This window comes from uncultured Idiomarina sp. (genome assembly GCF_964010655.1).
In the GTDB taxonomy this organism is placed as follows: domain Bacteria; phylum Pseudomonadota; class Gammaproteobacteria; order Enterobacterales; family Alteromonadaceae; genus Idiomarina; species Idiomarina baltica.
In genome coordinates this window covers 52,993-67,536 of sequence record NZ_CAXGLS010000008.1, presented here as the reverse complement: position 1 = coordinate 67,536, position 14,544 = coordinate 52,993, and the positions used below count along the sequence as shown (strand labels likewise).

Below are 14,544 nucleotides of genomic sequence, written 5' to 3'. Positions count from 1 at the left end.
GATGTCGCGCAAAATGCGCGACGTACGGCGGGGCGATGTTTGATGTGGCGCAAGATGCGTGGCGCACTTCGACCTAAGTCGAATGTTTAATTTTTATTGGCTTGCATATGCTTAAACCAAATCTATTTGGTTGCGGAGTATGTATATGCAGGCCTATCACCAACTTTATTCTGATGCTCAGCAAGATCCAGAGGGATTCTGGCTCGAGCAGGCGCATCGTTTACATTGGTTTAAAGCGCCTCAACAGGCGGCTAATTTAAAAACCAATGGCTTAGCCGATTGGTTCCCCGATGGTGAGTGCAATATTAGCTATCAAGCACTGGATGCGCAGATAGAAGCGGGGCGAGGCGAACAAGTTGCCCTGTACTACGACTCTCCCGTTACGCAAACCAAACAGCAGTGGACATTTAACCAGTTGCGGGACGAAGTGGCGCGCTGCGCCGGTATGATCCAAGCGGCGGGTGTGAGTAAAGGCGACCGCGTGGTTATTTACATGCCGATGATCCCACAGGCAGCCATTGCGATGCTGGCGTGTGCGCGACTAGGCGCGATTCACTCCGTTGTGTTTGGTGGTTTTGCGGCACACGAACTTGCAATCCGTATTGATGATGCGGAACCTGCATTGCTGATTACCGCCTCATGCGGTATTGAGGGGCAGCGTGTGCTCGACTATAAACCCATTGTCGATAAAGCACTGCACGAAGCTGAACACCCGCCACAACATGTGATTGTGTATCAACGCTCACAAAGCCACGCGTCGATGCAGTCACCTCGCGATATTGACTGGACAAGCGCGATAAAAGACGCACCTGCGATTGATGCGGTGCCGGTGAATGCCACTCATCCACTGTATATTCTGTACACGTCGGGAACCACAGGACGTCCGAAAGGGGTGGTACGTGACCATGGTGGCTATGCTGTGGCACTGAACTTCTCCATGAATTATGTTTACGGTATGCATCCCGGAGAGACCCTATTCACTGCCTCAGACGTGGGCTGGGTCGTCGGCCATTCCTATATTGTATATGGTCCGTTGTTGTTCGGTTGCAGTTCTATACTCTATGAGGGAAAGCCGATTAATACACCCGACGCGGGTGCGTTTTGGCGAATTATCCAAGACTACCAAGCATCGGCTGTATTTTCGGCACCGACGGCGTTTCGTGCCATTAAAAAAGAAGACCCTCATGGTGAGCATTTAGCCAAATACGATATTAGCGCGTTAAAGCGCATTTACATGGCCGGTGAGCGGCTCGACCCCGCTACGCTCGAGTGGACTGAGCATCTGACCGATCGTCCGGTGTATGACCACTGGTGGCAGACTGAAAGTGGTTGGCCGATGTGCGCTAACCCGGTGGGAGTGGGCGCTACCCCTGTCAAACCGGGCTCTTCAAGCCTGCCTGTGCCGGGCTATGAATTTGCCATCCTCGATCCACAAGGTCAGCCATTAGGCGCTAATGAAGAAGGTTCCGTGTGCTTGCGTCTGCCGTTGCCGCCGGGCTGTTTACCGACGGTGTGGGGCGATGAACAACGTTTACAGGATAGCTACCTGAAGGCGTTTCCGGGTTATTACTGCAGTGGCGACGGGGGGTACATGGACGACGATGGCTATGTATTCATTATGGGCCGTACTGATGACGTGATTAATGTGGCAGGTCACCGACTGTCGACCGGTGAAATGGAAGAAGTATTAGCGCAACATACTGCTGTCGCTGAATGTGCGGTTGTTGGTCAACCTGATGAACTCAAGGGCGAGTTACCGGTGGGGCTGGTGATTTTGAAAAATGATGCGCAGATCTCAACAGAGGAATTGCAGGCGCAACTTATTGCTCAAATTCGCGAGACGATCGGTGCGATTGCATGCTTAAAAACGCTCTACGTTGTGCCCAAGTTGCCCAAAACGCGCTCAGGGAAAATTTTGCGCCGGTTGATTCGACAAGTATTACAGGGCGACACCGTGGCGGTTCCTTCGACCATAGACGACCCGGATAGTGTTGAGATGATTCAAACAGTGGTAAAGCAGCAAAATGAAGCTAGGAAAGTCAGTTGAAATCCCGTTAGAATAGAGGCTTTGTAAGTTAATTTAACGGGTATTGAATGACACTTTCTATTGTCGCAGTTGTTTTGGGTTTAATTGTCTTAGTCTGGAGTGCTGATCGCTTTGTCGAAGGTGCTGCCGCAGTTGCCAAAAACTTAGGGATGGCGCCGCTTGTTATCGGCATGGTGATCATTGGCTTCGGTACTTCAGCGCCAGAGATGGTGGTCTCGGCGTTGGCATCATCACAAGGTAACCCAGCGCTCGCACTGGGTAATGCATTTGGCTCAAATATCACGAACATTTCGCTGGTGTTGGGTGTCACGGCCGTGTTGGCACCGATTGCAGTGCAGTCGGGGGTGATTAAACGTGAGTTACCCGTGCTGATTGCGATTACTTTACTTACGGCTGCGTTCCTGTGGGACTACCAAATAACCACGATTGAAGCCTGGATCCTTTTAGCGATATTTGCTACCTACATGGGTTGGTCAATCTGGTTAGGTAAAAACAGCAGCGACGATAGCTTGGCCGCTGAGTTTACTCAGGAAGTCGACGCTAATCCGATGTCGATGAAGCCTGCGGTTATCTGGTTGATGATTGGTTTAGTGTTATTGGTTGCGAGCTCCAGAGCACTGGTTTGGGGGGCTGTAAACATTGCTACCGCGCTTGGTGTGAGTGACTTGGTGATTGGCTTGACTGTGGTCGCTATTGGTACATCGCTGCCAGAACTCGCCTCTGCCATTGCTGCGACGCGCAAAAACGAGCATGATTTGGCGTTGGGTAACGTGATTGGTTCAAACATGTTCAATACCCTTGCGGTCGTGGGTATTGCTGGTGCCATCCATCCGATTGATTTAGAACCGTTGGTGCTTTCGCGTGATTGGGTCGCAATGGCCGGTCTCACACTATTGTTGTTGCTGTTTTCTTTGCGAGTTAATCGTTTAGGCCGAATTAACCGCGTACATGGTGTGACGTTCTTAGTCCTTTACGTTGCTTACACGGTTTATCTGATAAGCACGGGATTCACACCCGCGTTAACTAGTTAAATAGACTGACTATAAAAATGAGCCGCGCGAGTCGCGGCTTTTTTATTCCATTATTGTTGAAAATCGTTCGCATTAGCATTACACTCATTAATAGTAAATTACGAGGTGATGTTCAGTGTACGTTTGTTTATGCAAAGGCGTTTCGGATAAAACCATTGCTAAGTCAGTTGCTACTGGCGAGGTGTCTAGTATGCGAGAGCTCCGTCAGCAGTACGGTGTGGCTTCGCAGTGCGGTTGCTGTAAGCAATGCGCTAAGGAAGTCTTGAATGAGGCTTTAGAAAAACGTAACGATCATGTGCTGCCAGGCACTAAAATTCCTACTACGGTGTGCTACACTTAGCTGAGTTTCTAATTTTAGAACCAGCTTAAGGAGCACATCCCGCATGAAAGGTGACGCAAAAGTCATTCAGCAGCTTAATAAGGTGCTGACGCTCAAACTGACCGCTATTAACCAGTACTTCTTACATGCGCGCATGTTTCGAGACTGGGGTTTTGAATCCCTCAACAATGTCGTTTATAAAGCGTCTATCGAAGAAATGAAGCACGCTGACGTGCTCATTGAACGGCTGCTGTTTTTAGAGGGTATGCCGAACTTACAAGAGCTTGGCAAGCTTTATATCGGTGAAGACCCACGTGAAATGTTAGAAATGGACCATAAGGTTCAGTTCAACGATATCAATGCTATTCGTGACGCCGTTAAAGTCTGTGAAAGCCATCAAGATTACGTCAGTCGCGATGCGCTGAATAAGATTCTTGATAAGCAAGAAGAGCATTTAGACTGGTTAGAAACACAAATTGATTTAATGTCGCGCCTAGGTACAGAAGTATACCTTCAGTCGATGTTAAAAGAGGAGGACTAGAATGAAAGCAGAGAACAAAGTCGTCGAGCAGTTAAACCGTTTACTCGCTTTCGAACTGACCTCTATTGACCAATACACATCCCATTCGCGCCAGTATGAAGACATGGGTTTGATGAAACTGTATGAACGTATCAATCATGAGATTGATGATGAGCGGGGTCATGCTGACCTATTGATTCGTCGTATTCTATTTTTGGAAGGTAAACCTAATATGTCCAACCGCGAGCCTCACAATATCGGCTCGGACGTGCGCGAAATGTTAGAAAATGACCTACAGCTGGAATACAACAACGCTAAAACCCTGCGTGAAGTGATCGACTATTGCGAGCAAGTGGATGACTATGTCACACGTGATATGTTGGTGGGAATTTTACGTGATACGGAAGAAGACCACGCCTATTGGCTGCGTATCCAATTGAACCTGATGGATCGCTTGGGTGAGTCGCTTTATTTGCAAGGCATGAAGTAAAATTAACCTCTTTCAATCATAGAAAACGCGGCAGAGTTAGCCGCGTTTTTTGTGTTGCCTGCTCTGGCAGGGTTTACCAAAACCGCAGACGTCTTAACAATAAAAACTCGACCACGGCGATCCCCAAGAGAATCCAGCAAAAAATCTCAAAGGCACTGGTGTTCTCTACGCCAGGCATGCCACCAATGTTGATACCAAACACCCCGGTTAAAAAGCTCAATGGCAAAAATACGCCTGCGATGACTGAAAGCCAGTAAGTATTTCGGTTCATCTTTTCGGCGACCGCTTGTTGTATTTGCTCGCGCTGCATCCACACTTGTTCAAGCATCAGGTCGATTTGCTCCAATAACCGCTGGGTGGTATCGCGCTCATTGAGTAGCCACTGATGCAACTCCGCGTCGACCCATTTCTCGCTCTCACTGGTAAACTTATCAAGCGCGGCTAACTGCGGGCGAATAAAGCGGTTCAAGCGTAGCAGACGGCGATGCATGACGGTCAGCTTCTTTTGTTGCTCCGCTGTGTTATCAAAGCCTTCCGTCTCCATTTGCTCGACGTTGAGCTCAATATCGTCAATGACATCTTCGATCTTCTGGTTTAACTGCTCGACAAGGTGCACCAAAAAGTCATTTAAGCTTTCAGGTCCTTGTTGGTTTTGCAGATCATCGCGTATATGCGCTACCGCTTTGAAATGATGCTTGCGAAACGTGTACACGGTCTCTTTATAGTAGAGGATGCGTAAGCTCATCATATCTTCAGGTTGAGCCCCTTCATTGAGGTTTACGCCTCGCAATAACAGTACAAAGCCGTCTTTGAGTCGCTGAAAGCGTGGACGCGTATCTTCTTCAAGCATGGCGTCAATAATAGGTTCGGGAATATCAGCGGCTTTCAGCCATTCATTGATACCTTCCACGTCACGCTGAAAGTGGAACCAACAACCGGGGCGAGACTTAACAGTGTCGTCGTTGGTGATCGCTTGCGCAGGGTGCTGGTTAAAATCCCAAGCATCGATTAAAAAGTTCATAAAGCACTCCAATAATAAGCGCCCAAATCACATAAGTGATTGATTGTTGAGCGCTTAGTCAGGTAATTGACATATATTGGAATCAAACACCACTAAATGGTCGAAGTCAACATTTATCCCTACCATTTGACCAGACTGCAAGGGTTGGTGTGAAGGCCCAACTGCGAGTACATGTTCATGGTTGTCTAAGGCAAGCGTATACAGGTAATGCGATCCGCGAAAGCCGCGTCCAACAACTTTAGCCTGCAGGCGGTGGGGTCGCTCGGTTGAGACAATCAGCACATCATCCGGGCGCACGAGGAAGGTAACATCGTGATCGTCTTGATCACAGAGAACCTCATGGTCGATAACGCCCAAAGCACTGTGCAGTTGGTGCGATTTAATCTGGCCATTAAGTAACACCCCGCGACCAATAAAGTCGGCGACCAGTTCATGCTCGGGTTGATGGTAAAGCTCGTAGGGGGTATTCCACTGCAATAACTGACCGGCGTACATGACGCCCGCTTTATCCGCCATGGCAAAGGCTTCTTGCTGATCATGAGTCACTAGCAACGCAGTAATACCTTCTTCTTTTAATAGATTACGCACATCTTGTGCCAGTAATTCACGCAGCTCGGCGTCCAAACTGGAAAAAGGTTCGTCTAAAAGCATGAGTTTTGGCTTTGGGGCCAATGCTCGGGCAAGTGCAATTCGTTGTTGTTGCCCGCCCGATAATTCGTGTGGGTAACGGCTTTGGTAGCCGGTCAGATCGACCCGTTGAAGCAGTTGTTTTACGCGTTGCTTTTGTTCGACTTTCGACCAATTATTAATGCCAAAGGCGATATTTTCTTCCACAGTAAGGTGCGGAAACAAGGCAAAGTCTTGGAACATCATGCCTATTTGACGTTGCTCGGTGGGCATTTGCACTTTCGTTGAAGCGACTTCCTCACCATAGAGACGTATGGAACCACTGGTGACCTCAGAAAAACCGGCAATGGTGCGTAGCAGTGTTGTTTTACCACAACCGCTCGGTCCCAATAAGCAGCCGATATCGCCCTCATTCAGTGAAAACGAGAGTTGCTCAACAATACGCTCTTTACCTAACTCAATGGACACTGAATCAAGTTCTACTATCGGCTTCATTTAGTCTCCCGTTTTAATCGTTTGAGTGCGCAACGCACGTGACAACATCAATACTGGAATTAAGCCCACCAGGACAATCATCAGTGCAGGAGGTCCTGCATCTGCAAGCCGCTCATCCGAGGCCATTTCGAAGGCTTTGACCGCTAAGGTATTAAAATTAAAGGGACGCAACACCAAAGTCGCGGGCAGTTCTTTCATCACATCCACCAACACCAATATCAGTGCGGCGAGAATTGAGCTTTTAAGTAACGGCAAATGTATCCGGGTCATGATGCGACGTGAACTCGCGCCCAACGTGCGTGCGCTGTCATCCATTTGAGGTGTGATTTGCTCTAAACCCGAGCTTATTGTCTGCAGGGAAATCGACAAAAAGCGCACCGTATAAGCAAATACTAAAGCAACAACGGTACCGCTTAACAATAGACCCGGGTTCACGCCGAAGAGCGATTTACTGAAATCGATAATGCGGTGATCAAGCCACGCGAGTGGAATCAAAATGCCAACGGCAATGACGATGCCTGGAATCGCATAACCAAGCCCGGCGGTGGTTATTGCTGTGCGGATTGCTCGGGTGGGATGGCGACGGCGACCATAGGCGAGCCAGAGCGCTAACGCAACTGTGATGGTAGCGGCTAACAAGCCCAGCCAGAGCGTATTGAGTGTCAGCGTCCAGAAGGACGCCTGAGTCCAAATATCAGCACGTTCAATCGACCACATGAGTAACTGACTTGCGGGAATGACGAAGCCGAGCACAATAGAAAGCCAACACACCGCCGACGCGAGCCACGCCGCTTTGCCACGTAACGGTTTTCTAAAGTTATTATTTTGGCTGCGGCGCTGATAAAACTTAGCCTGACGCCTTGAATAGCGCTCAATTAGAATGAGTACAATAACAAACAGCAGGAGAATAGACGCCAATTGCAACGCGCCTTGAGCATCACCCATACCGTACCAGGTACGGAAAATACCTGTAGTAAATACGGTGACACCGAAGTACTCCATGGTGCCGTAGTCGGCAAGTGTTTCCATCAACGCAAGCGTGACGCCGGTTGCGATAGCCGGTCGTGCTAATGGCAACGCGATACGGAAGAAACTGCGGACGGGACCGGCACCCAGTGTACGGGCGCTCTCAAAAGCAGCGGTTGATTGCTGCATGAAGGCCGCACGAGTAATTAGATAAACGTAAGGGTAAAGCACTAAGCTTAATACGAATATAGCGCCTTCGATGCTCCGAATACTGGGAAACCAATACTCACCAATGCTTAGGTCGAAGGTATCGCGTAATGCTTGCTGCACGGGACCGGCGTAATCGAGTAGGCCAGTATAAGTATAAGCGGAGATATAGGCGGGCATGGCTAAAGGAAGTAGTAGCCCCCAACTTACCCAGCGCCAACCTGGGAAATCGTATTGGCTTACGCACCATGCGGTGCTGACGCCGAGGATAGTCACGCCAAACCCCACCGATACCAATAGTATCAGTGAATGAGAAATGTACTCGGGTATCACCGTTTGCCAAAGGTGATTTAATATATCCCAATTAGGATTTAACAAAGATAAGGCCACCACAATAAGTGGTAGCCCTACCAGTGCCGCAACGCCGAACAGCACGAGCGGGCCGCGGGTCATAGCTGCTCCTTAACACCTAGTGAGGAATTAACGCCAGCCTGCCGAGTTCATTAAACGGACGGCTTCTGCGTTATTCTCACCTAAAATATCCATCGAAATATCGTCTTGTTTGAAGTCACCCCATTGCTTGAGGGTCTCACTCCACTCAACGCCTTCACGTACAGGGTACTCATAATTGGCTTCAGCATACCATTTTTGTGAGGCTTCTGAGAGTAGAAATTCGATTAATTGTGTGGCTTCATCGACATGTTTCGCATGTTTAGTGATGCCAATACCCGACACATTCACGTGGGTGCCATTGCCGTTTTGCGCCGGCCAGAAAATCTTAACTTTTTCGGCCGCTTCGCGTTCTTCAGCTTGGTCGGAATTCAGCATATGACCAAAATAGTAAGTGTTCGCTACGGCGATATCACACACGCCGTATGCGACGCCTTTAATTTGGTCACGATCGCCGCCGACCGGCGTACGGGCGAAATTGTCGACTAAATCCTTAGCCCAACCCATGATTTTTTGTTCGCCGTAGTGGTCGAGCAATGCCGCGACTAATGACTGGTTATAGATGTTATTCGACGAGCGAATACAAATACGGTCTTGCCATTGGTCGTCGGCTAGACTCATGTAATTTTCGAGTTTGCTTGGATCGACACGGTCAGGTGAATAAAAAATTGGGCGAGCACGCAGGCTCAAACCCACCCATTGGTCATCGCTGTCGCGAAAATGCGCTGGCACAGTTTTATGGGCGAACTCAGAATCGATCGCTTGAAACACGTCGGCGGTAACGGCACGATGCAGCGCGCCGGCGTCAACGGTTAAAAATAAGTCTGCGGGTGTGTTTTCGCCTTCAGCCTTTAACCGCGACAATAAGGCATCTGAGTTGCCCGTGAGCAAGTTGACCTCAATACCTGTTTGCTCAGTAAACTTATCGAGCAGAGGCTTGATCAATGCTTGCTTCCGCGATGAATAAATATTAACTTCAGCCGCTTGCGCAAAAGAACCTGCTAATGTGCTGGCACTGATAATGGCAGCCATTGCAAGCTTGAGGGGAGTAATTTTTATTGCCATATTCAAACCTCTTACTAATAATTCGCGTAGATTACATACTTAAGTGTATCAAAATTAAAATTTAATGATAGCCATTCTCATTTGAGTGGGTGTCAATGTCAAATAAAATAATAGAGCAGATGCTCATACTTTACTGGAGACCCTATGTCTGACTTATCCATGTTAGCGCTTATCGGTGTGCTATCGATTTGTTGCCAATGGTTAGCCTGGCGCATTAAACTGCCGGCGATTTTGCCGCTGCTGGTGTGTGGCCTCTTAGTGGGACCTACGTTAGGTTGGCTACAGCCCGATCAGTTATTCGATCATTTGTTATTCCCTGTGGTTTCCTTAGCTGTTGCGGTTATTCTTTTTGAAGGCAGTCTAACGCTTAAGTTTGATGAAATTCGTGGTCATGGTCGTATGGTGACCAACCTCGTCAGCATTGGGATGGTGGTTACTTGGATAACCATCAGTGTCGCGACGCACTTTATTATGGATTGGCGTTGGGAGATTGCATCGCTGTTTGGCGCATTGGTGGTGGTAACCGGACCGACGGTGATACAGCCAATGATCCGCTCAATTCGACCGATTAATAAGTTAGCCAATATTTTGCGCTGGGAAGGCATTATTATTGACCCACTGGGCGCCTTACTCGCAGTATTGGTCTATGAATTTATTATCGCCAGCCAAGATGTCGCAATGCTACACGCGTTGCAGGCTTTTGCGAAAACTATCGGGATCGGTTTCTTCTTTGGTTGGGCGGCGGCTAAGCTGCTAGGCCTCGCGCTAGGTCGAGGTTGGTTCCCGCATTACTTACAGAATGTCGCGACCCTGACCATCGTTTTGGGTGTTTTTGCATTGTCGAATGCCATTCAACATGAATCCGGTCTACTCACCGTCACCGTTATGGGGATGGCGATGGCGAATACCAAAAATCTTAATCTTGATGAGATTTTGGAGTTCAAAGAAACCCTCTCTGTGCTGTTGATATCGGCATTGTTTATTCTACTCGCTGCGCGATTGGATTTTGCTGATTTTGATGCCTTGGGTGTGCCGTCTATTATTTTACTCGCTGTCATTATGTTCCTTGTGCGTCCATTAAGCGTATGGCTGTCAGCTATCGGCACCGAGTTGCGCTTTAAGGATAAGTTGCTACTGTCGTGGATTGCTCCCAGAGGTATTGTTGCCGCAGCGGTATCGGCTTTGTTTGCGTTGAAGATGGAACAGTCGGGATGGACGGATGCATCGGCTATCGTGCCCTTGGTGTTCTTAGTCATCATGACAACGGTGGTGTTACAAAGCTTAACCGCTAAACCGCTAGCGCGACTGCTTGGATTAATTGAACCTCCGGCGCGTGGATTCTTGATTTTTGGTGCCAACCAGATGGCACGTGCGGTGGCATCGGTTCTGAAAGAACATGAAATCCCAGTCCGGTTGGCTGATACCAACTGGGAGAATATCCGTCTTGCGCGGATGGATAACTTACCTGTTTACTTTGGTAATCCCGCTTCGGAACATGCTTCGAATAATATCGACTTAACTGGTATTGGCCGCTTATTGGTGATGTCACCGTATAAGCAGCTCAACCCGCTGGTTTCTGTTTATTACCAGGACTGGTTTGGCAGTTCAAAAGTCCACGGCTTGAATAGTGGCGAGTCGGATTTCAGAGCTAGCCATCAGTTATCCGAAAACTATAAAAATACGCTCAATTTGTTTGGCGATAGCATTACTTACTCTAAATTGGCGAGTTTGCACTTCCAAGGTGCCAAAGTTAAGTCAACGCCGATTACTGAAAACTTTGGTTTTGAAGAGTATCAACAACAGTATGGTGCACGTGCGGTACCGATGTTTGCGTTGGATGATCAGAAAAAGATCCATATCTTTACGACTGAGCGCGAGCTTAAACCAGCACCGGGTTGGGTTGTTATTGCAATGATCACACCGGAGAAAAATACGGATGAGGGAGGCGAGTAACGCCGAGGATGTGCGAGTTTGTCCCGATTGCGATCAGATCAATTGGGTTAGTGGCCGCACATCCATTCGTTGTAAGCGTTGTGGCCACCTTCTTGGTGGTCACCCGCTGAGTGCTCAACACACGCTTGCGCTGATCATCGCTGCACTTATTTTACTCATCCCCGCGACAGAAATGACCTTTGTTGGTTACCGTGTTTCCGGTCAAGGTCAGCAAATCACGCTCCTTGACAGTAGCTTGACGTTATCTGCCTTTCATGAACAGTGGTTAGCGATTGTGGTGCTTCTTTCGGTGGTGATTCTACCGGCGCTTTTTTTGCTTGCTTCTGGCGTCATCCTTATTTGGCATAATCGAACTCACTATAAAATGGGACGCTGGCTGGTGCGAGCGGTTAAGTACATTCGCGTTTGGATGATGGCCGATGTGTTTTTGATTGGTGCGCTGATCAGTTTTATAAAATTAGCGGGCTATGCCACGATCGACTTTGGTTTTGGCGTGATTGCGTTCGCTGGCTTCGTGACGTTGTTGATGATGGTGGTTGATCGTATGAAGCGTCATCCATTATGGCCTGCGGATGAACGGGCGGTTAATTACCGTGCCATCGTCGGTGAAAGTGCGCGACAACATCAGGTGGTGGGATGTCCGGTCTGTTATGCGGCGAACCCAGCGCATCAGACGACATGCTGGCGTTGTCACGAACCCCTTTGGACTGTTCAATTTCGGCGCACCTCGCTGACGTTCGCGTTGTTGCTTGCGGCAGCATTAATGCTTATTCCTGCTCAGGTGTTGCCCATTATGGAGACCGTGGCGCTGGGTTCGACACAACCTCAAACCATCGTAGGAGGCGTATTATCGTTGTGGCAAAGCGGCGATATACCGATTGCGATTATTGTATTTGTCGCGAGCCTGGTCATTCCAATCGCTAAAATCCTTATTTTGGCGACACTCGCTATCTTGGCACGACAGGATACTTCAAAGCGCCCTAAAAGCGCGCTATGGTTGTACCGTATAACCGACTGGATCGGGCGTTGGTCGATGATCGATATCTTTGTTGTCGCAGTACTTGTTGCTTTAGTAAGAAACGGCGCCTTGATGTCGGTTTACCCGGGACATGCCGCAATCGCTTTCGCCAGTACAGTCATACTCACCATGCTGGCTGCGATGAGCTTTGATACCCGACAATTTTGGGTAAGGAAATCAACTGAATGACACATTGGACACGCAAACTTGCTTCACCGATTTGGCTAGTACCGATTCTGGCTGCGTTTATTGCCGGCTGGATGGTGTGGCAAGAGCGTGATCAGAGCGGGCCGGAAATTACTGTCCAGATAAAGGACGCAGAAGGCCTGCAAGCAGGAAAAACAGCGGTGCGAGTGCGTAATGTTGATGTCGGTCAGGTCACTCAGATCACATTATCGGACAATTTTGAGGCCGCTGAATTACATATTGAAATGAACGCCGGCACAGCGGACATGTTAGTCGAGGACTCCCAGTTCTGGGTGGTCAAACCGCGTATCGGGCGGCGTGGCATCTCTGGCCTTAACACCTTGCTGTCGGGCGCTTATGTTCAGCTCGAACCGGGCGAGTCGTCGCAGTCGCGCAATCAGTTTACCGCGCTTGAGCAACCGCCAGTAACGGATGCGGATACGGACGGTAAACGTATTGTATTAGAGAGTGATAGTGCCGCTAATATTGTGGTGGGAGATAGCGTTCAATATCGTGGTGTTACCGTCGGTATTGTTGAACAAGTTGACTTCTCGGTCGAGGCGCGAGCAACGACCTACCATGTGCTCATTAAGTCCCCTTACGATGAGCTGCTAACCGAAAATACCCGTTTTTGGCTACAGCGCGGCGTTTCGTTCCGTTGGAAGCCGGATGGCGTGGATGTCTCCGTGGGATCGATAGAGTCGTTATTGGGGGCCGGCATCAGTTTTGGCGTACCTAATGGTCAGCCGTTAGGAAAACCGTTGCAAGCGATGGCTGTTTTTGAGCTGTTTGCGAGCGAGGAAGAAGCCGAACAACAAGGATACTCACGGGGTATTGATTACGTGTTGTTGTTGGATGAGTCTGTCGATGGTTTGGCGGTCGGCTCGCCGGTCATGTTCAAGGGCATTCGCGTGGGAACTGTGGTCGAAGTACCTTTTCGTTGGCAACCGGATGAGAACTCCGGTCAACCCTTACGTTTGATTCCCGTATTGATACGCTATGAGCCTGATCGTCTAGAGGGCTTGGTCGCTTCAACGGAATTAGAGCAATGGCGACAACATTTGCAGCACTTTTTCGAACAGGGTCTGCGCGCTTCGATTCGCGCCTCGAATATTTTGACCAATACGTTGTACGTGGACTTGCGTTTCTATCCAGATGAGGAAGCGGTAAAGCAAGACACCTTCGCGGGTTACCCTGTGATGCCGACGATAGTAAGCAACTTTAGTAGGCTCGAAGAGAAGCTCAATTCGATTTTGGATACCTTAAATAGTTTACCACTGAATCAAAGTGTTAATCAGTTTACTGAAGCGATGGCATCCACGGATGAAACCGCTGAAGAAATAAAAGTGCTCACCGAGCAATTGAAAAAGATTGTTGCGCAACCAGGTTGGGAAGCGCTACCGCAATCTTTAGCGCAGTCCGTTGAGCGGCTTAACAGTATCCTCGCTGATTTTGATGCCGGCTCAACAAACCGAGATCAGTTAGAGCGAACGCTACAAAATCTTGAGCGTATGTCACGAGACCTCCAGCCATTAGTCGAAACGCTTCGACGTAAGCCCAATGCATTATTGTTTAATACGGAAACAGAAAATGATCCAGAGCCTAAAGCAAAAGATTAATGTGCTATGCATTGCCGTCAGCACGGTGCTGCTTGTCTGCGCTTGCAGTGCGGTACCTGCCGATCAGGTAAAACACTATCGACTGCCTCATTTAAATCAGTCAAGCAACGGCTATTGCGATGCTCAATCGCGTCGTGTGCGTATTGACGCTGGCATTGGACAAGATGGTGTGATGGTTCAAAAATCAGATTTACTGATGGTGGAAGCTAAGAATAATCGTTGGTTAGGTGGCTTGGATTCGCAGTTACAGAATAGTTTGCAGCGGCGATTAACGGAGCAATGTGGGCAGACGCTGCAACTATCGCTCATGCAGTTTTACGGTAATAATCAGGGGGAAGCCGTGGTGGCTGGCTATTGGCATTACCGTGCTGAGTCGAACGATGTTTTGAGTGGTCACTTTGAACAACGAATTCCGCTCTCGAGCGACGGCTACGATGGCTTAGTGCGTGCACTTGATCGTGCATGGTTAGCCAGTTTGGACGAAATCGAGCAAGCCATTAATAACCAGTAACCATTGATATCGGCATCAA

At 48.8% G+C, this 14,544-nt stretch carries 13 protein-coding genes; 9 read left to right on the top strand and 4 right to left on the bottom strand.

Annotated elements, in window-relative coordinates; genetic code table 11:
* Positions 1-145: 145 nt before the first annotated feature.
* From ABNS04_RS03935 to bfr (ABNS04_RS03915), 5 genes are all read left to right on the top strand, one after another.
* Positions 146-2,047, top strand: a complete 1,902-nt coding sequence (locus ABNS04_RS03935) for an acetate--CoA ligase (RefSeq protein ID WP_348671196.1) — start codon at positions 146-148, stop codon at positions 2,045-2,047.
* Positions 2,048-2,094: 47 nt separating this feature from the next.
* Positions 2,095-3,078, top strand: a complete 984-nt coding sequence (locus ABNS04_RS03930; protein WP_272977306.1) for a calcium/sodium antiporter — start codon at positions 2,095-2,097, stop codon at positions 3,076-3,078.
* Positions 3,079-3,193: 115 nt separating this feature from the next.
* Positions 3,194-3,418: a (2Fe-2S)-binding protein gene (locus tag ABNS04_RS03925; RefSeq protein WP_083773232.1), complete on the top strand. Its 225-nt coding sequence runs from the start codon at positions 3,194-3,196 to the stop codon at positions 3,416-3,418.
* A gap of 43 nt (positions 3,419-3,461) precedes the next feature.
* Entirely contained in the window at positions 3,462-3,938 is a 477-nt protein-coding gene (gene bfr, locus ABNS04_RS03920) for a bacterioferritin (RefSeq protein ID WP_006955064.1), read from the top strand.
* Between the two features lies 1 nt (position 3,939).
* Positions 3,940-4,407, top strand: a complete 468-nt coding sequence (gene bfr, locus ABNS04_RS03915) for a bacterioferritin (protein WP_272977305.1) — start codon at positions 3,940-3,942, stop codon at positions 4,405-4,407.
* A gap of 73 nt (positions 4,408-4,480) precedes the next feature.
* Here bfr (ABNS04_RS03915) and ABNS04_RS03910 read toward each other — a convergent pair whose 3' ends face one another.
* Genes ABNS04_RS03910 through ABNS04_RS03895 form a run of 4 tightly spaced genes read right to left on the bottom strand, consistent with a single transcriptional unit; the run spans position 4,481 to position 9,238 of the window.
* Positions 4,481-5,428 (bottom strand): zinc transporter ZntB, encoded by a 948-nt coding sequence (locus ABNS04_RS03910; protein ID WP_272977304.1) that lies wholly within the window; start codon positions 5,426-5,428, stop codon positions 4,481-4,483.
* 54 nt (positions 5,429-5,482) lie between these two features.
* Positions 5,483-6,550: an ABC transporter ATP-binding protein gene (locus ABNS04_RS03905; RefSeq protein WP_272977303.1), complete on the bottom strand. Its 1,068-nt coding sequence runs from the start codon at positions 6,548-6,550 to the stop codon at positions 5,483-5,485.
* Positions 6,551-8,176: an iron ABC transporter permease gene (locus ABNS04_RS03900; protein ID WP_348671195.1), complete on the bottom strand. Its 1,626-nt coding sequence runs from the start codon at positions 8,174-8,176 to the stop codon at positions 6,551-6,553.
* 27 nt (positions 8,177-8,203) lie between these two features.
* Positions 8,204-9,238 (bottom strand): Fe(3+) ABC transporter substrate-binding protein, encoded by a 1,035-nt coding sequence (locus ABNS04_RS03895; protein WP_272977300.1) that lies wholly within the window; start codon positions 9,236-9,238, stop codon positions 8,204-8,206.
* 144 nt (positions 9,239-9,382) lie between these two features.
* Here ABNS04_RS03895 and ABNS04_RS03890 point away from each other — a divergent pair, with 144 nt between their 5' ends.
* The 4 genes from ABNS04_RS03890 to ABNS04_RS03875 are packed head-to-tail and all read left to right on the top strand — an operon-like array spanning position 9,383 to position 14,525.
* Positions 9,383-11,191, top strand: a complete 1,809-nt coding sequence (locus tag ABNS04_RS03890) for a sodium:proton antiporter (protein ID WP_006955070.1) — start codon at positions 9,383-9,385, stop codon at positions 11,189-11,191.
* The gene (locus tag ABNS04_RS03885; RefSeq protein ID WP_272977299.1) at positions 11,175-12,398 is read left to right on the top strand and encodes a PqiA/YebS family transporter subunit; all 1,224 of its coding nucleotides are present in this window, start codon (positions 11,175-11,177) and stop codon (positions 12,396-12,398) included. The genes ABNS04_RS03890 and ABNS04_RS03885 overlap by 17 nt, the downstream gene beginning before the upstream one ends.
* Positions 12,395-14,014 (top strand): intermembrane transport protein PqiB, encoded by a 1,620-nt coding sequence (gene pqiB / locus ABNS04_RS03880; protein WP_272977298.1) that lies wholly within the window; start codon positions 12,395-12,397, stop codon positions 14,012-14,014. The genes ABNS04_RS03885 and pqiB overlap by 4 nt, the downstream gene beginning before the upstream one ends.
* On the top strand, positions 13,986-14,525 hold the full coding sequence (locus tag ABNS04_RS03875; protein ID WP_006955073.1) for an ABC-type transport auxiliary lipoprotein family protein: 540 nt from the start codon (positions 13,986-13,988) through the stop codon (positions 14,523-14,525). The genes pqiB and ABNS04_RS03875 overlap by 29 nt, the downstream gene beginning before the upstream one ends.
* Positions 14,526-14,544 lie beyond the last annotated feature (19 nt).

What these genes read in the sequence shown, in the direction of transcription:
- ABNS04_RS03935 (WP_348671196.1), top strand. Translation starts at nt 146, where the DNA reads ATGCAGGCCTATCACCAACTTTATTCTGATGCTCAGCAAGATCCAGAG.
- ABNS04_RS03930 (WP_272977306.1), top strand. Translation starts at nt 2,095, where the DNA reads ATGACACTTTCTATTGTCGCAGTTGTTTTGGGTTTAATTGTCTTAGTC.
- bfr (WP_006955064.1), top strand. Translation starts at nt 3,462, where the DNA reads ATGAAAGGTGACGCAAAAGTCATTCAGCAGCTTAATAAGGTGCTGACG.
- bfr (WP_272977305.1), top strand. Translation starts at nt 3,940, where the DNA reads ATGAAAGCAGAGAACAAAGTCGTCGAGCAGTTAAACCGTTTACTCGCT.
- ABNS04_RS03910 (WP_272977304.1), bottom strand. Translation starts at nt 5,428, where the DNA reads ATGAACTTTTTAATCGATGCTTGGGATTTTAACCAGCACCCTGCGCAA.
- ABNS04_RS03905 (WP_272977303.1), bottom strand. Translation starts at nt 6,550, where the DNA reads ATGAAGCCGATAGTAGAACTTGATTCAGTGTCCATTGAGTTAGGTAAA.
- ABNS04_RS03900 (WP_348671195.1), bottom strand. Translation starts at nt 8,176, where the DNA reads ATGACCCGCGGCCCGCTCGTGCTGTTCGGCGTTGCGGCACTGGTAGGG.
- ABNS04_RS03895 (WP_272977300.1), bottom strand. Translation starts at nt 9,238, where the DNA reads ATGGCAATAAAAATTACTCCCCTCAAGCTTGCAATGGCTGCCATTATC.
- ABNS04_RS03890 (WP_006955070.1), top strand. Translation starts at nt 9,383, where the DNA reads ATGTCTGACTTATCCATGTTAGCGCTTATCGGTGTGCTATCGATTTGT.
- ABNS04_RS03885 (WP_272977299.1), top strand. Translation starts at nt 11,175, where the DNA reads ATGAGGGAGGCGAGTAACGCCGAGGATGTGCGAGTTTGTCCCGATTGC.
- pqiB (WP_272977298.1), top strand. Translation starts at nt 12,395, where the DNA reads ATGACACATTGGACACGCAAACTTGCTTCACCGATTTGGCTAGTACCG.
- ABNS04_RS03875 (WP_006955073.1), top strand. Translation starts at nt 13,986, where the DNA reads ATGATCCAGAGCCTAAAGCAAAAGATTAATGTGCTATGCATTGCCGTC.